The organism is Pseudomonas sp. ANT_J28 (assembly GCF_008370005.1).
GTDB classification, from domain to species: domain Bacteria; phylum Pseudomonadota; class Gammaproteobacteria; order Pseudomonadales; family Pseudomonadaceae; genus Aquipseudomonas; species Aquipseudomonas frigoris.
The window spans coordinates 97,486-122,211 of sequence record NZ_VOBM01000007.1 but is presented as its reverse complement, the minus strand read 5'-3'; the positions used below and the strand labels follow the sequence as shown (position 1 = coordinate 122,211).

21 protein-coding genes are annotated in these 24,726 nt (G+C 58.2%); 15 read left to right on the top strand and 6 right to left on the bottom strand.

Features of this window, described 5'->3' with window-relative positions; translation table 11 throughout:
* Positions 1 to 159: 159 nt before the first annotated feature.
* From FQ187_RS06705 to FQ187_RS06690, 4 genes are all read left to right on the top strand, one after another.
* Complete coding sequence (locus FQ187_RS06705) at positions 160 to 1,842, top strand: fatty acid--CoA ligase (RefSeq protein ID WP_149628872.1); 1,683 nt, start codon at positions 160 to 162, stop codon at positions 1,840 to 1,842.
* A gap of 336 nt (positions 1,843 to 2,178) precedes the next feature.
* A complete protein-coding gene (locus FQ187_RS06700; RefSeq protein ID WP_149628871.1) occupies positions 2,179 to 4,116 on the top strand; it encodes a DUF1302 domain-containing protein in 1,938 nt (645 codons plus the stop codon).
* 28 nt (positions 4,117 to 4,144) lie between these two features.
* Positions 4,145 to 5,509 carry a DUF1329 domain-containing protein gene (locus tag FQ187_RS06695; RefSeq protein WP_129441335.1) on the top strand — a complete coding sequence of 455 codons (1,365 nt, stop codon included), beginning with the start codon at positions 4,145 to 4,147 and terminating at the stop codon, positions 5,507 to 5,509.
* A gap of 176 nt (positions 5,510 to 5,685) precedes the next feature.
* Complete coding sequence (locus FQ187_RS06690; RefSeq protein WP_149628870.1) at positions 5,686 to 8,424, top strand: LuxR C-terminal-related transcriptional regulator; 2,739 nt, start codon at positions 5,686 to 5,688, stop codon at positions 8,422 to 8,424.
* Positions 8,425 to 8,478: 54 nt separating this feature from the next.
* Here FQ187_RS06690 and FQ187_RS06685 read toward each other — a convergent pair whose 3' ends face one another.
* The 3 genes from FQ187_RS06685 to FQ187_RS06675 are packed head-to-tail and all read right to left on the bottom strand — an operon-like array spanning position 8,479 to position 11,886.
* Positions 8,479 to 9,297, bottom strand: a complete 819-nt coding sequence (locus FQ187_RS06685; RefSeq protein WP_149628869.1) for a PP2C family serine/threonine-protein phosphatase — start codon at positions 9,295 to 9,297, stop codon at positions 8,479 to 8,481.
* 3 nt (positions 9,298 to 9,300) lie between these two features.
* Positions 9,301 to 9,975, bottom strand: a complete 675-nt coding sequence (locus FQ187_RS06680) for a VWA domain-containing protein (protein WP_149628868.1) — start codon at positions 9,973 to 9,975, stop codon at positions 9,301 to 9,303.
* A gap of 24 nt (positions 9,976 to 9,999) precedes the next feature.
* Positions 10,000 to 11,886 carry a hypothetical protein gene (locus tag FQ187_RS06675; RefSeq protein WP_178122681.1) on the bottom strand — a complete coding sequence of 629 codons (1,887 nt, stop codon included), beginning with the start codon at positions 11,884 to 11,886 and terminating at the stop codon, positions 10,000 to 10,002.
* A gap of 116 nt (positions 11,887 to 12,002) precedes the next feature.
* On the opposite strand from FQ187_RS06675, the gene FQ187_RS06670 reads away from it, so the two are divergent.
* A complete protein-coding gene (locus tag FQ187_RS06670; protein ID WP_149628866.1) occupies positions 12,003 to 12,647 on the top strand; it encodes an MBL fold metallo-hydrolase in 645 nt (214 codons plus the stop codon).
* A gap of 116 nt (positions 12,648 to 12,763) precedes the next feature.
* A complete protein-coding gene (locus FQ187_RS06665) occupies positions 12,764 to 13,480 on the top strand; it encodes an OmpA family protein (protein WP_149628865.1) in 717 nt (238 codons plus the stop codon).
* A gap of 80 nt (positions 13,481 to 13,560) precedes the next feature.
* Here FQ187_RS06665 and FQ187_RS06660 read toward each other — a convergent pair whose 3' ends face one another.
* A complete protein-coding gene (locus tag FQ187_RS06660; RefSeq protein WP_123365671.1) occupies positions 13,561 to 13,995 on the bottom strand; it encodes a YhcB family protein in 435 nt (144 codons plus the stop codon).
* 144 nt (positions 13,996 to 14,139) lie between these two features.
* On the opposite strand from FQ187_RS06660, the gene FQ187_RS06655 reads away from it, so the two are divergent.
* The 3 genes from FQ187_RS06655 to zapE all read left to right on the top strand — a co-directional run bounded on the left by FQ187_RS06655 (position 14,140) and on the right by zapE (position 17,330).
* The gene (locus tag FQ187_RS06655; RefSeq protein WP_149628864.1) at positions 14,140 to 14,769 is read left to right on the top strand and encodes an alpha/beta hydrolase; all 630 of its coding nucleotides are present in this window, start codon (positions 14,140 to 14,142) and stop codon (positions 14,767 to 14,769) included.
* A 24-nt stretch (positions 14,770 to 14,793) separates the two neighbouring features.
* Positions 14,794 to 16,149 carry a tryptophan--tRNA ligase gene (locus FQ187_RS06650; RefSeq protein WP_149628863.1) on the top strand — a complete coding sequence of 452 codons (1,356 nt, stop codon included), beginning with the start codon at positions 14,794 to 14,796 and terminating at the stop codon, positions 16,147 to 16,149.
* 86 nt (positions 16,150 to 16,235) lie between these two features.
* Positions 16,236 to 17,330, top strand: a complete 1,095-nt coding sequence (gene zapE, locus FQ187_RS06645; protein ID WP_149628862.1) for a cell division protein ZapE — start codon at positions 16,236 to 16,238, stop codon at positions 17,328 to 17,330.
* A gap of 49 nt (positions 17,331 to 17,379) precedes the next feature.
* On the opposite strand, the gene FQ187_RS06640 is transcribed toward zapE, so the two are convergent.
* Positions 17,380 to 18,276, bottom strand: coding sequence for a GlxA family transcriptional regulator (locus tag FQ187_RS06640; RefSeq protein WP_173860460.1), 897 nt, complete (start codon positions 18,274 to 18,276; stop codon positions 17,380 to 17,382).
* Positions 18,277 to 18,520: 244 nt separating this feature from the next.
* Here FQ187_RS06640 and FQ187_RS06635 point away from each other — a divergent pair, with 244 nt between their 5' ends.
* On the top strand, positions 18,521 to 19,657 hold the full coding sequence (locus tag FQ187_RS06635) for an acyl-CoA dehydrogenase family protein (protein ID WP_149628861.1): 1,137 nt from the start codon (positions 18,521 to 18,523) through the stop codon (positions 19,655 to 19,657).
* A gap of 49 nt (positions 19,658 to 19,706) precedes the next feature.
* On the opposite strand, the gene FQ187_RS06630 is transcribed toward FQ187_RS06635, so the two are convergent.
* Complete coding sequence (locus FQ187_RS06630; protein WP_149628860.1) at positions 19,707 to 20,747, bottom strand: NADP(H)-dependent aldo-keto reductase; 1,041 nt, start codon at positions 20,745 to 20,747, stop codon at positions 19,707 to 19,709.
* 245 nt (positions 20,748 to 20,992) lie between these two features.
* Here FQ187_RS06630 and rplM point away from each other — a divergent pair, with 245 nt between their 5' ends.
* From rplM to FQ187_RS06605, 5 genes are all read left to right on the top strand, one after another.
* A complete protein-coding gene (rplM, locus tag FQ187_RS06625) occupies positions 20,993 to 21,421 on the top strand; it encodes a 50S ribosomal protein L13 (RefSeq protein WP_007905295.1) in 429 nt (142 codons plus the stop codon).
* A 14-nt stretch (positions 21,422 to 21,435) separates the two neighbouring features.
* Positions 21,436 to 21,828, top strand: coding sequence for a 30S ribosomal protein S9 (gene rpsI / locus FQ187_RS06620; protein ID WP_003216038.1), 393 nt, complete (start codon positions 21,436 to 21,438; stop codon positions 21,826 to 21,828).
* A gap of 267 nt (positions 21,829 to 22,095) precedes the next feature.
* Entirely contained in the window at positions 22,096 to 22,689 is a 594-nt protein-coding gene (gene petA / locus FQ187_RS06615) for a ubiquinol-cytochrome c reductase iron-sulfur subunit (RefSeq protein ID WP_129441361.1), read from the top strand.
* Positions 22,689 to 23,900, top strand: coding sequence for a cytochrome bc complex cytochrome b subunit (locus FQ187_RS06610; RefSeq protein WP_008155974.1), 1,212 nt, complete (start codon positions 22,689 to 22,691; stop codon positions 23,898 to 23,900). Before petA ends, FQ187_RS06610 begins: the two co-directional genes overlap by 1 nt.
* Positions 23,900 to 24,682: a cytochrome c1 gene (locus tag FQ187_RS06605; RefSeq protein WP_149628859.1), complete on the top strand. Its 783-nt coding sequence runs from the start codon at positions 23,900 to 23,902 to the stop codon at positions 24,680 to 24,682. The genes FQ187_RS06610 and FQ187_RS06605 overlap by 1 nt, the downstream gene beginning before the upstream one ends.
* Positions 24,683 to 24,726 lie beyond the last annotated feature (44 nt).

The following is a 24,726-nucleotide window of genomic DNA, read 5'->3' as shown; positions in this document are numbered from 1 at the left end:
GCGTTACGAGTCATGGATTAAGAAATATCCACGGATGCTGGCGCAACGCTAGCATTTGCACGACTTTGCAAATCATTCCTTTGGCTGATTTGGCTGGCGTCCAAGGGCACTAAAGTGCTTACTTTCAGCCACGACCGTGCAGTCAGAAAAGGGACTCTTATGTTGCAGACTCGCGTTATCCCCCCAGCCGAAGGCGCTTACCAGTATCCATTGCTGATTAAACGGCTGCTGATGTCCGGCGCTCGTTATGAGAAGACCCGCGAGATCATTTACCGCGACCAGTTGCGCTACAGCTATCCGACCCTGATCGAACGGGTCGCAAGGCTGGCCAACGTGTTGACGGCGGCCGGCGTCAAGGCCGGGGATACCGTGGCGGTGATGGACTGGGACAGCCATCGTTATCTGGAATGCATGTTCGCCATCCCGATGATCGGCGCGGTGATCCACACCATTAACGTGCGCCTGTCACCGGAACAGATCCTCTACACCATGAACCACGCCGAGGACCGCTTTGTGCTGGTCAACAGCGAGTTCGTCGGGTTGTACCAGGCCATTGCCGGGCACCTGACCTCGGTGGAGAAAACCCTGCTGCTGACCGATCTGCCGGAAAAAACCGCCGACTTGCCGAACCTGATCGGCGAGTATGAGCAGTTGCTGGCGGCGGCGAGTACGCAGTATGACTTCCAGGACTTCGACGAAAACTCGGTCGCGACCACGTTCTACACCACCGGCACCACCGGCAATCCCAAAGGCGTGTATTTCACCCATCGGCAACTGGTGCTGCACACCATGGGCGTGTCGACCATCATGGGCGCCATCGACAGCGTGCGTTTGCTGGGCACCAACGACGTTTACATGCCGATCACCCCGATGTTCCATGTGCACGCCTGGGGCCTGCCGTATGTGGCGACCATGCTCGGGCTCAAGCAGGTCTATCCCGGTCGCTATGACCCTGAGTACCTGGTGGAGCTGTGGCGTAAGGAGAAGGTCACCTTTTCCCATTGCGTGCCGACCATCCTGCAAATGGTCCTCAATTCCAAAGCGGCGCAAGGCACGGATTTCGGTGGCTGGAAAATCGTCATCGGCGGCAGTGCGTTGAACCGCACGCTGTACGAAGCCGCCAAGGCCAATGGCATTCAGCTGACCGCCGCTTACGGCATGTCGGAAACCGGACCGCTGATCTCGTGCGCGCACCTCAACGACGAGCTGATGGCCGGCACCGAAGACGAACGCACCACGTACCGGATCAAGGCCGGTGTGCCGGGGCCATTGGTGGAGGCGGCGATCGTCGACACCGACGGCAACTTCCTGCCCGCCGATGGCGAGACCCAAGGCGAACTGGTGCTGCGTGCGCCGTGGCTCACCGAGGGCTATTTCAACGAACCGCAAAAGGGCGCCGAACTCTGGGCCGGTGGCTGGCTGCACACCGGTGACGTAGCGACCCTGGACAGCATGGGTGTGATCGACATTCGCGACCGGATCAAAGACGTGATCAAGACCGGCGGCGAGTGGATCTCCTCCCTGGACCTTGAGGACTTGATCAGCCGCCACCCTGCGGTACGCGAAGTAGCAGTGGTGGGGATTGCCGATCCGCAGTGGGGCGAGCGTCCGTTTGCCTTGCTGGTGGTCCGTGAAGGCCATGTGATCGGGGCCAAAGAACTGAAGGAACACCTCAAACCGTTCGTGGAACTGGGGCACCTGAGCAAGTGGGCCATCCCGAGCCAGATCGCCCTTGTTACTGAAATTCCCAAGACCAGTGTCGGCAAACTCGACAAGAAACGTATTCGTGTCGACATCACCGAATGGCAAGCCAACAACAGCACCTTCCTCTCGACGCTTTAAGCGTCACCTGGCGTGCCCAAAAGGGCACGCCAGCCCCACCAAGCAAGCGCTTGGCTTGTCAAATCCGAATTTTCAGCCATCCTAGACGGGCCGACGGGCGTCGGCTTGGCAAAGGACTGTTCCAGAGTGGCTGGCAGCTGCAAATCACACTTTAGAGGGATCAAGCAGTACTACCTGCTGGCTATAGTCCGCCCAAGGATTTTTAAGAACGGAGCAAACGCACAAACCGGGGCGATGCAACTTTGGAATGACTTAGGGACACCTTGGCTCCCAGTCATCCACAGCGTTTTTAGAAGTGCTCACTGCCATAACAATAATGCACATGGAGTAGCGTCGATGACATCAGTAAACCAGTTCTGGCGCCGGGCGAAACTGCCCCTGGCGGTCAGTCTTGCCTCTACGCTCGCCGGGCCAGCATTCGGCGTCAGTTTCAACGTTGGTGAAATCGAAGGTCAGTTCGACTCGTCCCTGTCGATCGGTGCCAGTTGGTCTACTGAAAATGCCAACAAGAACCTCATCGGCGTCAACAACGGCGGCCGCGGCCTGTCCCAGACTTCCGACGACGGTCACCTGAACTTCAAGAGCGGCGAAACGTTCTCCAAGATCTTCAAGGGCATCCATGACCTTGAATTGAAATACGGCGACACCGGCGTTTTCGTCCGTGGCAAATACTGGTACGACTTTGAACTCAAGGACGAAAGCCGCGAGTTCAAGGACATCAGCGACAGTAACCGCAAGGAAGGCGCCAAATCCTCCGGCGGTCAGATCCTCGACGCCTTTGTCTACCACAACTATTCCGTTGCCGATCAGCCGGGTTCCGTGCGTCTGGGCAAGCAAGTAGTGAGTTGGGGTGAAAGTACCTTCATCGGCGGCGGCATCAACTCGATCAACCCGATCGACGTGTCCGCGTTCCGTCGTCCAGGTGCCGAGATCAAGGAAGGCCTGATCCCGGTCAACATGTTCTACGTGTCCCAGAGCCTCACCGAGAACCTCTCGACTGAAGCCTTCTACCAGCTCGAATGGGACCAGACCGTTACCGACAACTGCGGCACTTTCTTCTCGCAACCGGACGTGATTTCGGATGGCTGCGACAACAACCTGGCCGTACTGCGCACCCGTAACGGACTCAACAGTGCACTGACGTCTGCAGGGCTGCCGGCTTCGCTGCGTAATGCAACCATCAACACCCTCGCTGCCAGGGGCGTGACCTGGGGTGACCCGGATGAAGGTGTCATCGTTCGTCGCGGTCCGGATCGCGATGCCCGTGACAGCGGTCAATTTGGCGTGTCCTTCAAATACATGTTCGATCCGCTGGACACCGAGTTCGGCGCCTACTTCATGAACTACCACAGCCGTGCGCCGATTTTCAGCGGCAAAGGTGCTCCGGCGAGCGCTTACAGCGCGGCGGGCCTGGTGGGCTCGCTGGTGGCCAGGGGTGTTCCTCTCGCTGTCGCACGTAACCTGGCACCGACCTTGTTGCCATTGAATGTGGCCGGTAACTCCAGCTACTACGTCGAGTACCCTGAAGATATTCGCCTGTATGGCTTGAGCTTCTCCACCACGTTACCTACGGGTACTGCGTGGAGTGGTGAAGTCAGCTACCGGCCGAATGCTCCGGTTCAGCTCAACACCACCGACATTCTCTTTTCCGGTCTGACGCCTCTGAATCCTAACGTTTCCGTACTCCAGGGTACGCCAGGGCAGGATCAAAAAGGCTATCGCCGCAAGGAAGTGACCCAGCTCCAGACGACCCTTACTCACTTCTTCGACCAAGTGATGGGCGCTGAGCGACTGACTCTGGTGGGTGAGGTTGGCTGGACCCACGTCGGCGGACTGGAAAGCAACTCGAAAGCCCGCTATGGCCGTGACCCGAGCTACGGCCCTGGCCCATTGCCAAGTGGTCAGTGCGTGGCATTGAACACCTCTACCCTGGCAGGCGGACCGCAAAACAACGTCAGTCGCTATTGCGAAAACGACGGGTTCACCACCGCAAACTCCTGGGGCTACCGTGGTCGTGCCATCTGGGAATACAACGACGTATTCGCCGGTGTGAACCTCAAGCCGAACGTGGCCTGGTCTCATGACGTGGAAGGCTACTCGCCTGGCCCTGGCGGCAACTTCGAGGAGGGTCGCAAAGCGGTGAGCCTGGGCGTCGATGCCGAGTACCAGAACACCTACACCGCAAGCCTGGCTTACACCAACTTCTTTGATGGCAAGTACACCACCGTCGATGACCGCGACTTCGTTGCGCTCAGCTTCGGCGTGAACTTCTAAGCACTGCATTATCAGGACGAACACACCTATGAAAATAACAAAGAGTCTGTTCCACGTCGGTGTTCTGGGGCTTTCGCTGCTGGCGACCGGTGTCATGGCGGCGGTCCCTGCGGCCGAAGCGGACAAACTGGGCAAGAGCCTGACCCCGATGGGCGCCGAGATGGCGGGCAACGCTGACGGATCGATCCCGGCCTGGAAGCCGATGGCGAAAAACGCCGGCACCGCCGACAGCAAAGGTTTCCTGTCCGACCCGTTCGCCAGTGAAAAACCACTGTTCACCATCACGGCGCAGAACGTCGACCAGTACAAGGACAAACTCGCACCGGGTCAGTACGCGATGTTCAAGCGCTACCCGGAAACCTTCAAAATGCCGGTCTACCCGTCCCATCGCGGCGCGACCGTGCCGGATGCTGTGTTTGCCTCCATCAAGAAAAATGCTACCGCCACTAACCTGGTGTCCGGCGGCAACGGTCTGGAGAACTTCGAAACTGCAGTTCCATTCCCGATTCCGAAGACCGGCGTCGAAGTCATCTGGAACCACATCACCCGCTATCGCGGTGGCAGCGTGACCCGTCTGGTGACCCAGGCCACGCCGCAGCCGAACGGCTCGTACAGCCTGGTGTACTTCCAGGACCAGTTCGTGTTCCGCGACAAGATGAAGGATTACGATCCGGCGAACCCGGGCAACATCCTGTTCTACTTCAAGCAGAAAGTGACCGCGCCGGCACGTCTGGCCGGTGGTGTGCTGCTGGTGCACGAAACCCTCGACCAGGTGAAAGAGCCGCGTTCGGCGTGGGTCTACAACGCCGGTCAGCGTCGTGTGCGTCGTGCGCCACAAGTGTCCTATGACGGGCCGGGTACCGCAGCCGATGGCCTGCGTACCTCCGACAACCTGGACATGTACAACGGTGCACCGGATCGTTACGACTGGAAACTCGAAGGCAAGAAAGAGATGTACATCGCCTCCGACGCCTACAAACTCGACTCGCCGCAACTCAAGTACGACGACATCATCAAGGCCGGTCACATCAACCAGGACCTGGCTCGTTACGAGCTGCGCCGGGTCTGGCATGTGGTGGCTACCTTGAAGGAAGGTCAGCGTCACATCTACGCCAAGCGTGACTTCTACATCGACGAAGACACCTGGCAAGCGGCCGTGATCGACCACTACGACGGTCGTAATCAACTGTGGCGTGTGGCGGAAGCTCACTCCCAGAACTACTACAACGTTCAAGTGCCGTGGTACACCCTGGAAACCTTGTACGACCTGCAATCGGGCCGCTACCTGGCGCTGGGCATGAAGAACGAAGAGAAATCGGCGTATGACTTCGGCTTCACCGCCACCACCAGCGACTTCACTCCGGCCGCTCTGCGCCAGGATGGTGTTCGCTAAGCTGCTCTGAACAGAGGCCGCATCCTCGAGAAACGCCCCGACTGGTTCGGGGCGTTTTTTTTTGTTCGTAGGCTTTTTGTAGCCATTTGTAGCAATAACCTTCATTCCCTCTTCGTTTACCGCTAGGCTGCGGACATCTGCAACGCCGCCAACCGCCATTCAAACAAGAGCCGGCCATGACTGATCTGTCCCCACACCCGGGCCCTGCAAGCGTTGCCGTCGCGGCACTGGACGGGCGTTTTTTTCGGCCTCCGTTGCCTGACGGCCATGTGCTGCGGCCTCGTCTGTGCGAGCGCCTGAGTGCGGGCCTCGGTGGCAGGTTGTTGCTGGTCAGCGCACCGGCGGGGTTTGGCAAGAGTTCGTTGGCGGTGGAGTTCTGTCAGGGCTTGCCGGCTCACTGGCAAAGTCTGTGGCTGGGGTTGAGTCCGCGAGACAGCGATCCTGGACGTTTTCTTGAGCGGTTGCTCGAAGGCCTCCAGGACTTTTTTCCGCAACTGGGCAGCCAGTCTTTGGGCCTGCTGAAAATGCGCCAGCGGCATCAGCCGTTTGCCTTTGAAGAATGGCTGGACGGTTTGCTCGATGAGTTGGCCGTGCACCTGTCTACGAGTACGCCCCTGCTGTTGGTGCTGGATGACTACCATCTGGCGCAGGGCCCGGTTCTCGATCGCTGCCTGCAATTTTTCCTCAATCACCTGCCTGACGGCTTGCTGGTCATGGTCACCAGTCGGCAGCGGCCGGACTGGCATCTGGCGCGCCTGCGGCTGTCGCGGCAACTGCTCGAGTTGAATGAACAGGACTTGCGCCTGACTCACGATGAAGCCCTGACCCTGCTTGATCGGCACAGCAGCTCCTTGCGCGGCAAAGCGCTGGAGAGCCTCATCCAGCGCAGCGAAGGTTGGGTCGCCGGACTGCGTTTCTGGCTGCTCGCGGCGTCTGAAGCGGGCTCCCAGGGTGCTTTACCGCAGGCCTTGCATGGAGGGGAAGGGCTGATCCGCGATTACCTGCTGGAAGAAGTCATCGATTGTCTGCCCGCCGAGGTGCAGTCATTCCTTTATGACACAGCACCTCAGGAACGCTTTTGCAGCGAACTGTGCGACGCTGTTCGCGAAGCCCATGACAGTGCCGAGATCCTGCGTTTTCTGCTGGCCCATCAGGTGTTCCTGGTGCCACTGGATGAAAACGGTCACTGGTATCGCTACCACCATTTGTTTTCCGACCTGTTGCGCACCCGGCCTACCGCGCAAGCGATAGTACCGGCGGCCAGCCTGCACCTGCGCGCCTGTCGCTGGTTCAATGCCCAGGGGCTGCTCGATGAAGCGGTGGAGCAGGCGTTGCGTGCCGGGCACCTGGACGTCGCGGCGAACCTGGTGCAGAACCTCTCCGAAGAACAACTGCTGGCCGAACAGAACGTCGGCATGTTACTGCGCTGGAAAATGGACTTGCCCGACAGCCTGCTGATCAGCACGCCACGGTTGATCGTGCTGTACAGCTGGGCGTTGGGGCTGGCTTGTCAGCTGGACGCCGCCGAGGAGCTGGCCAGTCATTTGAGCCGCTTCCTGCCGGCCCCGTCCGCCACTGCGCAGAAATCCATGCTGGCGCAATGGCTGGCCCTGAGCGGGATCATCGCCCGCGGGCGCGGCAATCGCGAGCTGACGCTGCTCTATTGCACCGAAGCGCAGGAGAGCCTGCCCGCCAAACGCTACGGGCAACGCCTGATGTGCCTCTCGACCCTGTCTAACCTGGCCATTGCCGACGGCGACTTGTGGCGTGCGCGCGGGTTGAACCGTGAATCTCTGGAGTTGGCGCAACGGGTCGGCAACCCGCTGTTCGAAGCGCTGGCCCATTACGACCGTGCTCGCGTGCTGCAAGCACGAGGGGAAATCCTTCGTGCGCTGGATGAAGTGCGTCAGGGGCTGCAACGCCTGCAACGGTTATCCCCGCAACGGCTGTATGCGGTGCGTGCCCGACTGACCTTGTACGAAGGCTTTTTGTTGGCCCTGCGCTTGCAACCCCAAGCTGCGCGAGCACGCTTGCAAGCCGGTTTGAGTGAGGCACGCGCCTGTCGCGATATCAGCGTATTGATCGGCCACTGCGTGATCGCCAGGCTTGAGGGCAGCAGCGGCGAATTCGCCAAAGCCTTCGCCGAACTCGCCGAAGCCGAGCGCCTGATGCACATCTGGGACGTGCCACCGATCTACTACCTGGCGATGATCACCCTGGTCAAATGCGAACTCTGGCTGGCTCAGGGACGTACCGATCTGGCCGAAGCCTGGCTCGCTCGCTTGGGTCAGACCTACAACGGCGAACACGCGGCAGCCCCTCCGGAGTTCCATCCGCAACTGCCGCTGCATATCGAGTTGCAGCAGGCTTTGCTGGAGGTCATTCAGGGGCAGCCGATGCTGGCCGAAGGACGATTGAATGCGTTGCTTGAGCATGGGCAGCAAACCGGCAGGCAGCTGCTCAGCGTGATGGCACTGACTCAGAAAGTGACGTTATTGCTGGGGTGCGGACGCGAACTCGAGGCCCGCAAGGCCCTGAGTCAGGCGCTGGAAGCGGCGGCCGGTGGAGTGCTGCAACCGTTTGACAGGTTGTTGGCTGAACATCCGGACTGGCTACGTAACCAACTTCAACTCGGTGCGCCGACGCCCGTTTCACAGAGCCTTTCAGAACAACTTCCGGCAGTGACTGCCCGTCCCGCAGCGGAGTCATCCGCCGCGGCGGAGCAACTCAGTACGCGGGAAATGGCTGTCCTGCGACTGATCGCCCAGGGCTGCTCGAATCAGGAAATCAGCGATCAGCTGTTTATTTCGCTGCACACAGTTAAAACTCACGCCAGTCATATCAACAGCAAGCTTGGGGTGGAGCGGCGAACGCAAGCAGTCGCCAGGGCGAAAGAGTTGGGTGTATTGCAGTAATCGCCGTTTGAAGACCTGCGAAACAAGTTGGGTCTTGCGATCAGAGGTTTTTGGTCAATTCTCCTCTGAGACGTTCATTTCGGATGTCTGCCCCATGTCGATGGAGCGTTTCAGGATCGACAGTAAGCCTATGGAGCAGTCATCTCCGGTTTTACTGGCAATGGACTGTTGCAGGTTGTCAGCCAACACTTCCCTCATTTTTTTTCTGGGCAACGTTGCATTCCACTCCAGCAGCTTTTGGATCGCCGGGGCGGGGACGCCGCTGGATTTGTGATAGAGGCTTTCTGCGGTGCCGTCGCTCATTATCGCGAAGCCAGTTGTGGCTTCGATTTGCCCGCGGTGCAACCTGAGCCGCGACGCCGCTTTATGGTCAGTCAGAAACAGGGTGGTATTGGCGAACTCGCCATTTTCTGGATGAGAAAGGGCCTGAAGTTGACCGTCCGCATCAACGCTTGCGATGACGCCATCGCCCAAGTGGCCTGCCAGGTAGCGGCCTCGTGAGTAAGCGACGAACGACAAGGTACAGGCCAGGTCGTTGATATCGCCGCCGAGCTTTGCAGATTTGCGTCTGAACGCGTCCAGGCAGCGATTAACCAGTCGCTGGGCTGCCTTCGCGTTGTGTTTGTCGATGTTTTGCCAGAGGCTTTCAAAGTTTTTGCAGACAAAGGCCAGGGTGGCCGTGACCGCTACTTGGGCGCCGATTTCGGATCTGGCTCTGGAGCCAGCCCCATCGGCCAATGAAATGCAGGTCACCTCGTTGGACTCTCTGGCCGCGACATAGTCCTGGCAAGGCGTTTGAGTCTTGAGGTGCGAGCGTCCTGCCACAAACGCGCAGGCCGTTTTACAGCTGAAGTCTTCCGGGATCTCAGGCATGGTTCAGACCTGTGCCCAGGCTTCGATACCTTTAATGTCCAGCGCCACCGCGTCACCAGGTGTCGATTGAGACGCCCGCGAAACACTTCGGCTCAGCCAGTCAAAGAACTCATTGAAGTGCAAACCTTTGAGGCGCAGGGGCGGGCGTGTAGGGGAAAACTGGGCCAGCGACTGTAAGTTCGCCGCCGCACCGATAGCGATCGGGAAAACGGTCAGTTTGCGTTTGCTGATCATGCTGGTCACGCGAGCGGCCGCTTCGCCAATATCATCTGTCGGTTCGCCATCGGTCATAAGGACCATCCAGGGCTGGAAATAATCAACACCGGCACGTTGATAATCTTCCTTGCGTGCTTCCAGCAAGTCCAAAGCGATGCTCACGGCATGCCCCATCGGTGTCATGCCCGATGCCACCAACGGGGGGACGTCCTGACGACTGATGGAGCTGAAATCCAGCACTTTTTGCGCTGTCCCGCCGAAGGTCACGATGCAGACTTCAGCGGCATACTGCGCCACCTCATCGTCACGAATCGCCTCGAAAAACATCTGAACGCCGGAATGCAGTTCCGCGATGGGCTCGCCTTCCATTGATCTGCTGACGTCCAGCACAAGGCAAACGGGAACGCGTGTGGTCGGGTTTTCGGCGAGGTCTTCCTGACGAAGGAGATAGTCTTCTTGCATGGGATTATCCTTTTGAGCTGAGCGTTACAAAAAACGCTTCAAGAGTCGTTTGAACCATCGCACAACGATGCTCTCTTGGTTGAGCGGGCGTGCTGGCGCGGATCGATACGGTTGAGGTCGGGCGGAAGTCGGTTGCTGCTGCGGTCTAGTCGGCGTCTGGCGCATGGGGGCAGGCGCTGGCGCAGAAGCAGGCACGGTTTGTTTAGGCGCTGGTGCAGGTGCTGTCATGTTACGTACCGGCGGCGGATTGGGGCGAGGCATGGCCGCCGCCGGAGGTGGCGCCGCACGCTGCTCTGCCTGCTCGGTTTTCTTTTGGCTTTCACTGGCCAGGTGTTTCAGTTTGGACGCCTTTTGACAGTCTGCGCATCGAATGGATTTACCCGAGGCCTGCATTTTCTTAAGCCAGGCCTTGGATTCGGTGTAGGTTTTTTTGCAGCTACCGCAGACAGCCTCAACCGGGTCGGTGATACGAAAAGCGGCGGGGAACAGCTCATCGGAATGCTTGCACTTGCGCAACTCCTCGCCGTACTGAGCCAGTAGCGTCAACCAGTCACCTATCGGTCGACGCTGATTATCTTCGAATGTGTTGCTGAACGCCTGTTTGAGCAGGTACGGCAAATGACTCCAGATATTCTGCCAGGTGCCCACCGGCGTGACGCTTACCTTGCCTTTGCCGCTGTCCTTTTTGAATCGATAGGGGAAGTTCATGTTCTTGATGTTGTCGGACGCCGTTCCGCCACCTTGTTGGGAATAGGGTGGTTTGCCTGGCAGCAGGATCATGAACAGCATGGTGGCGACGGCGAACAGCTCGTGATCTTTTGTACGCAGGTATTTGCCATATTCTTTCCCTTGAATCTCAGGCGCGGTGAAAGGCACGGTGCCAACTTCGCAGGGAAAATGATCGATCTGAAAGCTGTCTGTATCGACCATCCAGACCTCGTTGCTGTCCGGAGTGACGAGCAGGTTCATAGGGTTGATGTCGCCCACAATGATGTTCAGCGAATGCAGGTATTGCACCTGTTTCAGAAAGGCAATCGCGACATTCACCTGATCTCGTCGCGTCCAGCGCGGGAACGTTTTCGCCAATAACGGTTTGACGAATACCGAGGTTTGAAGGGTTTTCCCTTCCGCCCGAGGCATCACATAGCCAACAAACTCTTGATCAGCATTGAAAACCAGCTCGGTCGGCCAACAAATGCCAGGCTCAACGATTCGGCGTGTCACCATCAGCTCGATCTTCTCGCGACGCCGGATACTGAGCTTTCCGGTGTGATAGATCTTACATACTTCTGCGTTGCCCGCCACGGCGTAGATCGTCCCTTCGCCACCGGAGCTGATGGACTTGCTAAGCGTCAATCGGCGGCCGCTTGGCGTCGTTACCACCGAACCTTGCGTGACACTTGCGCCTTTATTCTGGATAAGACGATCGGCAGTGGTGAGGGGCGTCTTGGGCAGGTCGAAAGGCACGATCAGCGCGCGGCCGATCCAGCGTATGGCTCTGGCATCAGCGGCTTTGCACTGAATGAGTTGCGCCTCATCGCAAGTCAGTAACAGCAGGTCGTAGTGACGGCACAAGTCGACGGCCTCACCCGACTTGGTCTGGTTCTGTGGCGCCGTCGTTCGCTTGAGTGCGAAGATCGGTTGGCCATCGAAAGCGCATTCGGCCAGTAAATCGCCGGGACGTAGTGCTGTACCTTTGGGGAGCGCGCGGTGCGGTCGCGAAGGCTGGCCGGCGAAAAGCTGGAAAAATTGTCGAGCGTTGTTGTGGATCTGCTCATGCCCCTTTGTCAGGGACTGAAGCTCCAGAAGATCGGAGTGGGCGATAAAGGGCAGACCATTCTTGCCGCGAATACGGTTGATAATGTCCGGGTCCAGACAAAGGACGCTTTTATCGACGAGCACGTGTTCCATTGAAGGGGGCATTGGCTTCCTGCCGTCTTGTTTCAAAATAGGCGCGGCGCGAGGATAACCTATCAATTTTGCGGATCACAACCGCAGTACCCTGTCTTGGCTCCAGGATTAAACCCATGCAAACCCCGAATACAGCCCTCATCCGCGAAACCTTCCCCGTCGGCCCGTTGCAGTGCAACTGCACGATCATCGGCGATCCGGTCACCAAAAAGGCCATCGTGGTCGATCCGGGCGGTAATCACGAACTGATCCTCGCGCGGCTCGACGCACTGGGCCTGAAGGTGGTCAGCATCATTCACACTCATGCGCACCTCGATCACTTCCTGGCTTCCGGTCAGTTGAAGGAAAAAACCGGCGCAACACTGCATCTGCATAAAGAAGATCAATTCCTCTGGGACAATCTGGAGATGCAATGCCAGATGTTCGGCGTCCCTTACACGCCGGTGCCGCCGCCGGATCGCTGGTTGGCCGATGATGAAGAACTGGCCTGCGGCTGCGGCGTGGCGTTGCACACGCCGGGTCATACTCCGGGTTCCATGAGCTTTTGGTTTTCAGAGGCTAAGCTGCTGATTGCCGGTGACACGTTGTTTCGTCGCGGGGTAGGGCGCACGGATTTGTGGGGTGGCGATCAGGCGACCATCGTGCGGTCGATCAAGCAGCGGCTGTACACCCTCGACGAAGAGGCGACGGTGGTGACCGGGCATGGTCCCGACACGCGTCTGGGCGATGAAATGCGCGAGAACCCTTTTGTGCGGGCCTGATTTCTAACGTTGTGAGGGGCGTGGCGGAATTTTTTTCATCCGCAATGATCCAACGCCCGCAAAGGTTTAATGCCTTAGTCCGTTGCACCACAGAATGCAAAAAGTAGGAGCTCTTCATGTTCACCAAGCAGCGTTTGATTATTGTCGCTACGGCTGTGGCCTTGCTGTCTGGCTGCGCCTCGCCTAACCCTTACGACAACCAGGGCCAGGCCGACGGTGGTTCCACGGGCATGAGCAAAACCGCTAAATACGGTGGCCTCGGCGCTCTGGCCGGTGCTTTGGCCGGTGCCGCCATCAGTCACGATAACCGTGGCAAGGGCGCGCTGATTGGCGCCGCCGTGGTGGGTGCCTCCGCTGCCGGTTACGGTTATTACGCCGACCAGCAAGAGAAAAAGCTGCGCGCCAGCATGGCCAACACCGGGGTGGAAGTGCAGCGCCAGGGTGATCAGATCAAACTGATCATGCCGGGTAACATCACCTTCGCCACCGATTCGGCGAACATCGCGTCGGGTTTCTATCAGCCGCTGAACAATCTGGCGGGCTCGCTCAAGGAGTTCAACCAGAACCAGATCGAGATCGTCGGCTACACCGACAGCACCGGCAGCCGCCAGCACAACATGGACCTGTCCCAGCGTCGTGCCCAGAGCGTGGCGACTTACCTGACGTCTCAGGGCGTGAGCGGTGCCAACCTGTCGGCTCGCGGTGCCGGGCCGGATAACCCGATTGCCAGCAACGGTGACGTCAATGGTCGGTCGCAGAACCGTCGGGTCGAGGTCAATTTGAAGGCGATTCCGGGTCAGCAATATCAGCAACCGACTCAGCAGTACCAGTAACAGCCTGACTGAACCCCAGGCGTAAAAAAGCCCCCGGACAATCACTCGTCCGGGGGCTTTTTGTTGTGCGCGAAACCTGATTACTTCTTCAGGCCGTAATGCTCATCGAGCATGCCCGGCGCGTTCGGGGCTTTGGGGGCGTAGTCGCGAGGTGGCTCCTGATTGCGCGGTGGCGTCAGGCGTTCCCGTGGGGCGGCTGCCGCATCGGCGTGCAGCGAGGCCAGCAGGCGTTGGCGGGTTTGCTCGTCCAGGGCCAGGCGGTTGGCACCCTCGGCGAGGTGATCCTGCACTTCCTGATAGCTCTGAGTCAGTTTCTTGACCAGTGTTGCAGTGCTGTTGAAGTGGGTGACCACCTCGTTCTGATAACTGTCGAAACGTTCCTGAACGTCATCCAGCTGACGTTGCGTGCTGCTAGGCGCGGCATTCGGCACCAGGCGAGCGATCAGGAAACCAATGGCGACACCCACAACCAGGGCAAGAGTCGGCAACAACCAAACTAAGAGCGAGTGTTCCACGAGTCCTTCCTCTATAAACGGCTTTGCTTTACGTTAACGGCTCGAACCTGCGCTGTATACCGCGATTCACTCGCAATAGATTGGCACAGACAATTTGCTAGACGAGTCGACCCGATTCGAGGTCACGGAGTTCCTTCCTTGCTTATGCGCGAAACCCCTGTAGTGATTGATGGCCCTGTCGGCCAACTGGAAGCTTTGTACCTGGACAATGAACAGCCGCGGGGCATTGCGCTGATCTGCCATCCGAACCCGGTGCAGGGCGGCACCATGCTCAATAAAGTGGTCTCGACCCTGCAGCGCACCGCGCGCGACGCCGGTTTGATTACATTGCGTTTCAATTATCGTGGCGTCGGCGCCAGCGAAGGCAGCCACGACATGGGCACTGGCGAAGTCGACGATGCTCAAGCGGCCGCCGAGTGGCTGCGGGCCAAACATCCGGAACTACCCCTGACGCTGTTCGGTTTCTCCTTCGGCGGTTTTGTTGCCGCAAGTCTCGGTGGACGCCTGGAAGTCAAGGGCGAACAACTGAAGCATTTGTTCATGGTTGCGGCTGCTGTCACCCGCCTCAACGGTTATGACCTGTTGCCGGTCAACTGCCCGTTGACCCTGATCCAGCCGGAAACCGACGAAGTCATCGATCCGCAAGCTGTCTACGACTGGTCCTCGAAACTCGAGCGCCCCCATGAGCTGCTGAAAGTGGCAGAATGCGGACACTTTTTTCATGGCAAGCTGACCGATCTCAAGGATCTGATCCTGCCGCGTCTTTCGAATTGATTGCAGTCTGACAAGCGATTACCCATGACGACTCGTACCCGTATCCTCACCGGCATCACCACCACCGGCACGCCGCACCTGGGCAACTACGCCGGCGCCATCCGCCCGGCGATCCTTGCCAGCCGTGACAGCAATGCCGATTCGTTCTACTTTCTGGCCGACTACCACGCCTTGATCAAATGCGATGACCCGCTGCGCATCCAGCGCTCGCGTCTGGAAATCGCCGCGACCTGGTTGGCCGGTGGCCTGGATGTGGACCGCGTAACCTTCTATCGCCAGTCCGACATCCCGGAAATCCCAGAGCTGACCTGGCTGCTGACCTGCGTCGCCGCCAAGGGCCTGCTCAACCGCGCCCACGCCTACAAGGCCTCGGTGGACAAGAACGTCGAAACCGGCGAAGACCCGGATGCTGGCATCACCATGGGCTTGTACAGCTACCCGGTGCTGATGGCCGCGGACATTCTGATGTTTAACGCCCACAAGGTGCCGGTCGGCCGTGACCAGATCCAGCACGTGGAAATGGCCCGTGACATCGGCCAGCGCTTCAACCACCTGTTCGGCCAGGGCAAAGAATTCTTCACCATGCCCGAGGCGCTGATCGAAGAAAGCGTTGCCACGCTGCCAGGCCTCGACGGTCGCAAGATGTCGAAGAGCTACGACAACACCATTCCGTTGTTCAGCAGCGCCAAGGAAATGAAGGACGCGATTTCGCGGATCGTCACCGACTCCCGTGCGCCGGGCGAAGCGAAAGATCCGGACAACTCACACCTGTTCACCTTGTTCCAGGCCTTCGCCACCCCGGCGCAGTCCGACGAATTCCGCAGCGAACTGTTGCAGGGCCTGGGTTGGGGGGAGGCGAAGAATCGTCTGTTCCAGCTATTGGATAACGAATTGGGCGAGTCCCGCGAGCGTTATAACCTGTTGATCGAACGCCCGGCAGACCTGGAAGACATCCTGCAAATCGGCGCCCAAAAGGCCCGCTCGGTGGCGACACCGTTCCTTCACGAACTGCGTGAAGCGGTTGGCCTGCGCTCTTTCGTCGCTCAAACCCAAGTTGCGACCACCACCAAGAAGAAAGCCGCGAAAGCTGCGCGTTTCGTCAGCTTCCGTGAAGACGACGGCAGCTTCCGCTTCCGTCTGCTGGCGGCCGACGGCGATCAATTGCTGCTGTCGCGCAACTTTGCCGACGGTAAAACCGCAGGCCAGGTGACCAAGCAACTGCAATCGGGTCAGCCATTGGACGTGCGCAACGAAGACCTGAGCTTCAGCGTCTGGCTCGAAGGCGAGTGCGTTGCCGACAGCCCGGCCTTTGCTGACAGCACCGCTCGCGATGCTGGCATCGAGACCCTGCGGGTTGCTCTGACGCCGGTTCAGGAATAAATCAGCGGCCCGACCAAGGGCCGATTGCCATTCCCACGGGCCGTCGCTACAGTGACGGCCCGTTTTTGTTGCCTTGCTAACGAATTATGACGCCCCTAGAACGATATCAAGCTGATCTGAAACGCCCGGAATTCTTCCATGACGCCGCGCAGGAAACTGCGGTGCGCCATTTGCAGCGCCTGTACGACGATCTGGTCGCGGCCTCGCACAGCAAACCGGGTCTGTTCGGCAAACTGTTTGGCAAGAAAGAGCAGGCGCCAGTCAAGGGCATTTATTTCTGGGGTGGTGTTGGCCGTGGCAAGACCTATCTGGTCGACACCTTCTTTGAAGCGCTGCCGTTCAAGGAAAAGGTCCGCACTCACTTCCACCGTTTCATGAAGCGCGTGCACGAAGAGATGAAGACCCTCGGCGGCGAGAAAAACCCGCTGACCATCATCGCCAAGCGCTTCTCTGACGAAGCCCGGGTGATTTGTTTCGATGAGTTCTTCGTGTCCGACATCACCGACGCGATGATCCTCGGCACGCTGATGGAAGAGCTGTTCAAGAACGGCGTGACCCTGGTCGCGACTTCGAACATCGTGCCGGATGGTCTGTACAAGGACGGCCTGCAACGTGCGCGCTTCCTGCCGGCCATTGCGCTGATCAAGCAGAACACCGAGATCGTCAACGTTGACAGCGGCGTCGATTACCGTCTGCGTCACCTTGAGCAAGCGGAGCTGTTCCACTTTCCGCTGGATGAAGCGTCCCACGAAAGCCTGCGCAAGAGCTTCCGCGCCCTGACGCCGGAATGCACGGCAGCCATCGAGAACGATGTGTTGATGATCGAGAATCGCGAAATTCGCGCCTTGCGCACGTGCGATGACGTGGCCTGGTTCGACTTCCGCGAACTCTGCGACGGCCCGCGTAGCCAGAACGATTACATCGAACTGGGCAAGATCTTCCATGCCGTGTTGCTCAGCGGTGTCGAGCAGATGAGCGTCACCACCGACGACATCGCCCGACGCTTTATCAACATGGTCGACGAGTTCTACGACCGTAACGTGAAGCTGATCATTTCCGCTGAAGTCGAGCTCAAAGACCTCTACACCGGCGGTCGCCTGAACTTTGAGTTCCAGCGCACCCTGAGTCGTCTTTTGGAAATGCAGTCTCACGAATTCCTGTCCCGGGCGCATAAGCCGTAGGACGTTTCGGAAATAAAAAAGGGCCTGCAAATGCAGGCCCTTTTTTTGTTTATGCAGCTTGCTGAAACTGCTGCCGATACTGGTTCGGTGACAGCTCGGTGTGCTGGCGGAACAGCCGCGCGAAAAAGCTCGCATCGTCGTAACCGACTTCATAGCTGATGGTCTTGATGCTCTTGCGGCTGCCGGACAGCAAGCCTTTGGCCGTCTCGATACGCAGTCGTTGCAGGTAATGCAGCGGTTTGTCGCCGGTGGCGGTCTGGAAGCGCCGCATGAAATTACGGATGCTCATGCCGTGTTCGCGAGCCACGTCTTCGAAGCGGAATTTGTCGGCGAAGTGTTCTTCGAGCCAGTGCTGGATCTGCAGGATGATCACATCCTGGTGCAGCTTCTGACCGCCGAAACCGATTCGTCCTGGCGAGTAGCTGCGCTGCACTTCATAAAGAATGTCCCGCGCCACGGCCTGGGACACGTTGGCGCCGCAGAAGCGTTCGATCAGGTAAATGTAAAGGTCGCAGGCCGAGGTGGTTCCGCCAGCACAGTACAGGTTGTCGGCATCGGTCAGGTGCTTGTCCTGATTGAGCTGAACCCGTGGGAAGCGTTCGGCAAACGCATTGAAGAAGCGCCAGTAAGTGGTCGCCTCCTTGCCGTCGAGCAGCCCGGCCTCGGCCAGCCAGAACACCCCGGTGGCTTCGCCGCAGAGTACTGCGCCGCGAGCATGTTGCTGGCGCAGCCAGGGCAGGACCTGTGGATAACGTTGGCAGAGGGTGTCGAAATCGTCCCAGAACGCTGGAAGGACAATGATGTCGGCGTTTTCCAGGCCGCCGTCCACCGGCATGATCACGTCACTGAAGCTGTTCACCGGTTTGCCGTCGGGGCTGACCAGGCGGGTTTCGAACGCCGGAGTCAGGCCTTGACCCAGTTGTTTGCCGTAACGCAGGCTGGCCAGGTGGAAGAAATCCTTGGCTTGCATGAGGGTGGAAGCGAAAACCCGGTCGATAGCCAGGATGCTGACGCGCCGCAAGGGCGTGGAGACTTGGTTAGACATAATTCAACTTTATTCTTATAGGGGAAAGTGGTCACCAGACGGCTGGATCGTCTTATTTTTTGTCTGATGTGTCCAGTGTCCTGTATCGGATGCGGGGCTTAGTCTCTGAAGGTCAATTCCGGCTGACAATAACGACAGGTGCCGCATGATCCCCAGAACCTTGTTCAGTTCCGAGCACGAACTTTTTCGCGACAGCGTGCGAACGTTCCTCGAAAAAGAGGCTGTGCCGCTCCATGGGCAATGGGAAAAACAAGGCTATATCGACCGCAAACTCTGGAACAAGGCAGGGGAGGCGGGGATGCTGTGTTCGCATCTGCCAGAAGAGTACGGCGGCCTGGGGGCGGACTTTCTCTACAGCGCGGTGGTGATCGAAGAGATCGGTCGTCTCGGCCTGACCGGTATCGGTTTTTCCCTGCATTCGGACATCGTCGCGCCTTACATCCTGCATTACGGTAGTGAAGCGCTGAAACTCAAATACCTGCCGAAACTGGTGTCTGGCGAGATGGTCACGGCGATTGCCATGACCGAGCCTGGTGCCGGTTCCGACCTGCAAGGGGTGAAAACCACCGCCGTGCTTGATGGCGACGAGTATGTGATCAACGGCTCGAAGACGTTCATCACCAACGGCTATCTGGCGGACCTGGTGATTGTCGTGGCCAAGACCGATCCGAAGGCTGGCGCGAAAGGCACCAGCCTGTTTCTGGTGGAAGCCAACACCCCGGGCTTCGCCAAGGGCAAGCGTCTGGAAAAAGTCGGCATGAAGGCTCAGGACACCTCGGAACTGTTCTTCCAGGACGTTCGAGTGCCAAAAGAAAACCTGTTGGGGCAGGCCGGGATGGGCTTCGCGTACCTGATGCAGGAATTGCCTCAAGAGCGTCTTACCGTTGCCATCGGCGGGCTTGCTTCGGCTGAAGCTGCGTTGCAATGGACGCTGGATTACACCCGCGAGCGCAAAGCATTCGGCAAGGCGATCGCCGACTTCCAGAACACCCGCTTCAAACTGGCGGAGATGGCGACCGAGATTCAGATCGGTCGGGTCTTCGTCGATCGCTGTCTGGAACTGCACCTGCAAGGCAAGCTCGACGTGCCTACAGCGGCGATGGCCAAGTATTGGGGCACTGACCTGCAATGCAAGGTACTCGACGAGTGCGTGCAGTTGCATGGCGGTTACGGGTTCATGTGGGAATACCCGATTGCCCGGGCGTGGGCGGATGCGCGGGTGCAGCGGATTTATGCGGGGACCAATGAAATCATGAAGGAGATTATTGCGCGGTCGCTGTAATGCCGCGAGATCGTTCCCACGCTCTCGTGGGAACGATCATCGTCGTAAGTTACGGTGCTGGGTTCGGGTGATCCTTATGAATCGCCTCAATACCCTCCAGCACTTCATCCGACAGCTTCAACTCGAAGCTCGCTAAATTGCTTTCAAGCTGCTCCATCGTCGTCGCGCCAATGATGTTGCTGGTCACAAACGGCTGCTGAGTGACAAACGCCAACGCCATTTGCGCCGGGTCCAGTCCGTGTTCACGCGCCAGTGCCACATAACGACTGCACGCTGCTTCCGACTGCGGGTTGAAATAGCGGCTGAAGCGGCTGTAGAGGCTCAGGCGGCCTTTAGGCGGACGTGCGCCACCTTCGTACTTGCCCGACAGGAAACCGAACGCCAGCGGCGAATAGGCGAGCAGGCCGCACTGTTCGCGGATGGCGATTTCCGCCAGGCCGACTTCGAAGCTGCGATTGAGCAGGTTGTAAGGGTTCTGGATCGACACGGCGCGCGGCCAGCCACGGGCTTCGGCCAGGGCGAGGAAGCGCATGGTGCCCCACGGCGTTTCGTTGGACAGACCGATGTGGCGGATCTTGCCGGCCTTGACCTGTTCGTCCAGGGCTTCGAGGGTGTCCTCCAGCGGCGTGAGGTTGGCTTCGATCTTGTGTTTGTAACCGAGCTGGCCGAAGAAGTTGGTGCTGCGCTCCGGCCAATGCAGCTGGTAGAGGTCGATGTAGTCGGTCTGCAAGCGCTTGAGGCTGGCGTCCACGGCTTCGGTGATGTGCTGGCGGTTGTGTCGCAGGTTTTTGTCACGGATGTAGTCGATGGTGTTGCCGGGTCCGGCGATCTTGCTGGCCAGGATCCAGTCGGCGCGATCACCGCGACTTTTGAAGTAATTGCCGATGTAGCGTTCGGTGGTGGCGTAGGTTTCGGCCTTCGGCGGCACAGGGTACATTTCGGCAGTATCGATGAAATTGATCCCGGCACTCTTGGCCCGTTCAATCTGGGCGAAGGCTTCAGCCTCGCTGTTTTGCTCGCCCCAGGTCATTGTGCCGAGGCAGATGGCGCTTACGTTCAGATTGGTTCGGCCTAGCTGGCGATAGTCCATCGGGTGCTCCTTGGGCAAAACAATCATAAAAGCAGGTTGAATTATTTTTCGCAATCTGCATAATTGCGCACCTCTTTCTGCAGTGGAAGTGATGCGCCGCCGCCGAAGAATCTTGCCGTTGAACGGACGCGCCGACCCGAGCCCCCGAAAGCGTCTGTATCCGGCTGCCTTTGACTTGTCAAAGTACGCACTATTCAGTAAGATCCGCCGTCTAATTTACAGGGCGGCCCCTGAGGCTATAAAGAATGAAAACTTTTACTGCTAAACCGGAAACAGTACAGCGCGACTGGTTTGTCGTCGACGCTGCAGGTCAGACCCTGGGTCGTCTGGCCACCGAAATCGCGAGCCGTCTGCGTGGCAAGCATAAAGCTGAGTACACTCCTCACGTTGACACCGGCGACTACATCGTCGTTATCAATGCCGAGCAGATTCGTGTAACTGGTGCTAAAACCACCGACAAGATCTACTACTCCCACTCCGGTTTCCCGGGCGGCATCAAGTCGATCAACTTCGAAAAGCTGATCGCTAAAGCCCCTGAGCGCGTGATCGAGACCGCGGTCAAAGGCATGCTGCCTAAGAACCCGCTGGGTCGCGACATGTATCGTAAGCTGAAAGTCTATGCGGGCGCTGTACACCCTCATACTGCTCAGCAGCCCCAAGAACTGAAGTTTTAACGGAATAGTTCATTATGTCGGCGACTCAAAATTACGGCACTGGCCGTCGCAAGACCGCAACCGCACGCGTTTTCCTGCGTCCGGGTACTGGTAACATCTCCATCAACAACCGCACCCTGGAAAATTTCTTCGGCCGCGAAACTGCCCGCATGGTAGTTCGTCAGCCGCTGGAATTGACTGAGACTGTCGAGAAATTCGACATCTACGTCACCGTGATCGGTGGTGGTGTAAGTGGTCAAGCTGGCGCAATCCGCCACGGTATCACTCGCGCACTGATGCAGTACGACGAAACCCTGCGTGGCGCTCTGCGCAAAGCTGGCTTCGTTACTCGCGATGCACGTGAAGTTGAACGTAAGAAAGTTGGTCTGCGTAAAGCGCGTAAGCGTCCGCAGTACTCGAAGCGTTAATTCGCTTTCGCGTTCAAAAAGAACGCCCAGTTTCCTCGCGAAGCTGGGCGTTTTTTTATGGGCGCGATTTATCAAAGAATTGCTCTGTGACAACTTGCCACAGCCGTAGAAGCCCTATACTGCAAGGCTTGGCGGTGGAGCCCCTCGGTAATTACCTTGTCAGAATTGGGGCTTTTCATTACCATTCGGCAAAATTTTTATAAGTTCAGATTTTTACTTAGTAGACGCCTGATTTAACAGGCCACAAAGCTGATGGGAGAGGACTGAATGAGCAATGACGGCGTGAATGCAGGCCGGCGTCGCTTCTTGGTAGCAGCCACATCCGTGGTGGGTGCTGCAGGAGCGGTGGGGGCTGCGGTCCCGTTCGTGGGGTCATGGTTTCCCAGTGCCAAGGCGAAAGCCGCAGGTGCACCGGTGAAGGTGAATGTCAGCAAAATCGAGCCAGGCCAGCAGATGATTGCTGAGTGGCGCGGTCAGCCGGTGTTCATTGTCCGCCGAACCGCGGAAATCCTGGGGAATCTGAAAAAGATCGAGGGCCAGCTGTCTGACCCGACCTCCAAGAACTCGACACAACCGACCTATGTCGACCCGGAAACGCGTTCGATCAAGCCAGAGGTTCTGCTGCTGATCGGTATTTGCACACACCTGGGTTGCTCGCCGACCTTCCGTCCAGAAGTGGCACCTGCGGATCTGGGCAAGGACTGGGTAGGTGGTTATTTCTGCCCTTGCCACGGCTCCCACTACGATCTGGCTGGCCGCGTCTACAAGTCGCAACCTGCGCCTTTGAACCTGCCAGTTCCCCCGCATTCCTATGAAACCGATGACGTCATTGTCATTGGCGTCGATACGGAGAAAGCGTGATGAGCAAGTTCATGGATTGGGTTGATGCGCGCTTTCCCGCGACCAAAATGTGGGAAGACCATCTCAGCAAGTACTACGCCCCGAAGAACTTCAACTTCTTCTATTTCTTTGGCTCCCTCGCACTGCTCGTTCTGGTCAACCAGATCGTTACCGGTGTCTGGCTGACCATGAGCTACACCCCGTCGGCGGAAGAGGCGTTTGCTTCCGTCGAATACATCATGCGCGACGTCGAGTACGGCTCGATCCTGCGTCTGCTGCACTCCACCGGCGCCTCGGCGTTCTTCATCGTGGTCTATCTGCACATGTTCCGTGGCTTGCTCTACGGTTCGTACCAGAAGCCGCGTGAGCTGGTGTGGGTCTTCGGTATGCTGATCTACCTGGCGCTGATGGCTGAAGCCTTCATGGGTTACCTGCTGCCGTGGGGCCAGATGTCCTACTGGGGGGCTCAGGTGATCATCTCGCTGTTCGGTGCGATCCCGGTCATCGGCAACGATCTGACTCAGTGGATCCGTGGTGACTACCTGATTTCCGGTATCACCCTGAACCGCTTCTTCGCCCTGCACGTTGTTGCGTTGCCGATCGTGATACTCGGTCTGGTGGTGCTGCACGTTCTAGCGCTGCACGAAGTCGGTTCGAACAACCCGGACGGCGTGGACATCAAGAAATTCAAAGACGAAAACGGTGTACCGCTGGACGGCATTGCCTTCCACCCGTACTACACCGTGAAAGATATCGTCGGCGTGGTGGTGTTCCTGTTCATCTTCTGCTCGATCGTGTTCTTCTTCCCGGAAATGGGCGGCTACTTCCTCGAGAAGCCGAACTTTGAAGTGGCGAACGCCTTCAAGACGCCAGAGCACATCGCTCCGGTCTGGTACTTCACGCCGTTCTACGCGATTCTGCGGGCGATTCCGGACAAGCTCCTGGGCGTTATCGCCATGGGCGCGGCCATTGCTGTGCTGTTCGTCCTGCCATGGCTCGATCGTAGCCCGGTCAAGTCGATGCGCTACAAAGGCTGGCTGAGCAAGATCTGGCTCTGGGTGTTCTGCATCTCGTTCGTGATCCTGGGCGTGCTGGGCGTACTGGCCCCAACCCCTGAGCGGACGTTGCTGTCGCAGGTATGTACCTTCCTGTACTTCGCCTACTTCATTCTGATGCCGTTCTACACCAGGCTCGAGAAGACCAAACCGGTTCCGGAAAGGGTGACTGGCTGATGAAAAAGCTATTTGCTGTACTGATTCTTGCTGCTTTGCCTGTGCTGTCCTTCGCGGCCGAACACGGTGGTCCTGAGCTGGAAAAGGTCGATATCGACGTTTCCGACAAAGCTGCAATGCAAGATGGCGCGCGTACATTCGCCAACTACTGCATGGGCTGTCACAGCGCCAAGTTCCAGCGTTACGAGCGTGTCGCCGATGACCTGGGCATCCCGCACGACCTGATGCTCTCGAAGGTGGTGTTCACCGGCGCCAAGATCGGCGACCACATGAGCATCGGGATGCAGCCGGCTGACGCCAAGACCTGGTTCGGTGCGGCGCCGCCCGACCTGACCCTGGTCGCCCGCGTTCGTGGCACTGACTGGCTCTACGGTTACCTGAAATCTTTCTACGAAGACCCATCGCGTCCTTGGGGCGTGAACAACAAGGTGTTCCCGAACGTCGGGATGCCTAACGTTCTGGTCGGCCTGCAAGGTCGTCAGGTGGTAGGCTGTAAACAAGTTCAAATCGTCGAAGGCGGCAAGAAGCAATACGATCCGCTGACCGGCACGGCTTTGACTCATGAAGCCTGCGACCAGCTGACCATACTGCCGAAAACCGGCACGCTGAACGAAGAGCAGTTCGACGAGAAGGTCAAGAATCTGGTGACCTTCCTGGCCTACTCGGCCAACCCGGTGAAGCTGCAGCATCAGCGCATCGGTACCTATGTGTTGCTGTACCTGGCGTTCTTCTTCGTATTCGCATACTTGCTCAAGCGTGAATACTGGAAAGACGTCCATTGATATTGCTGTAAAATTGCTGTCAATCGCGCGCGCCCAAGGGCGTC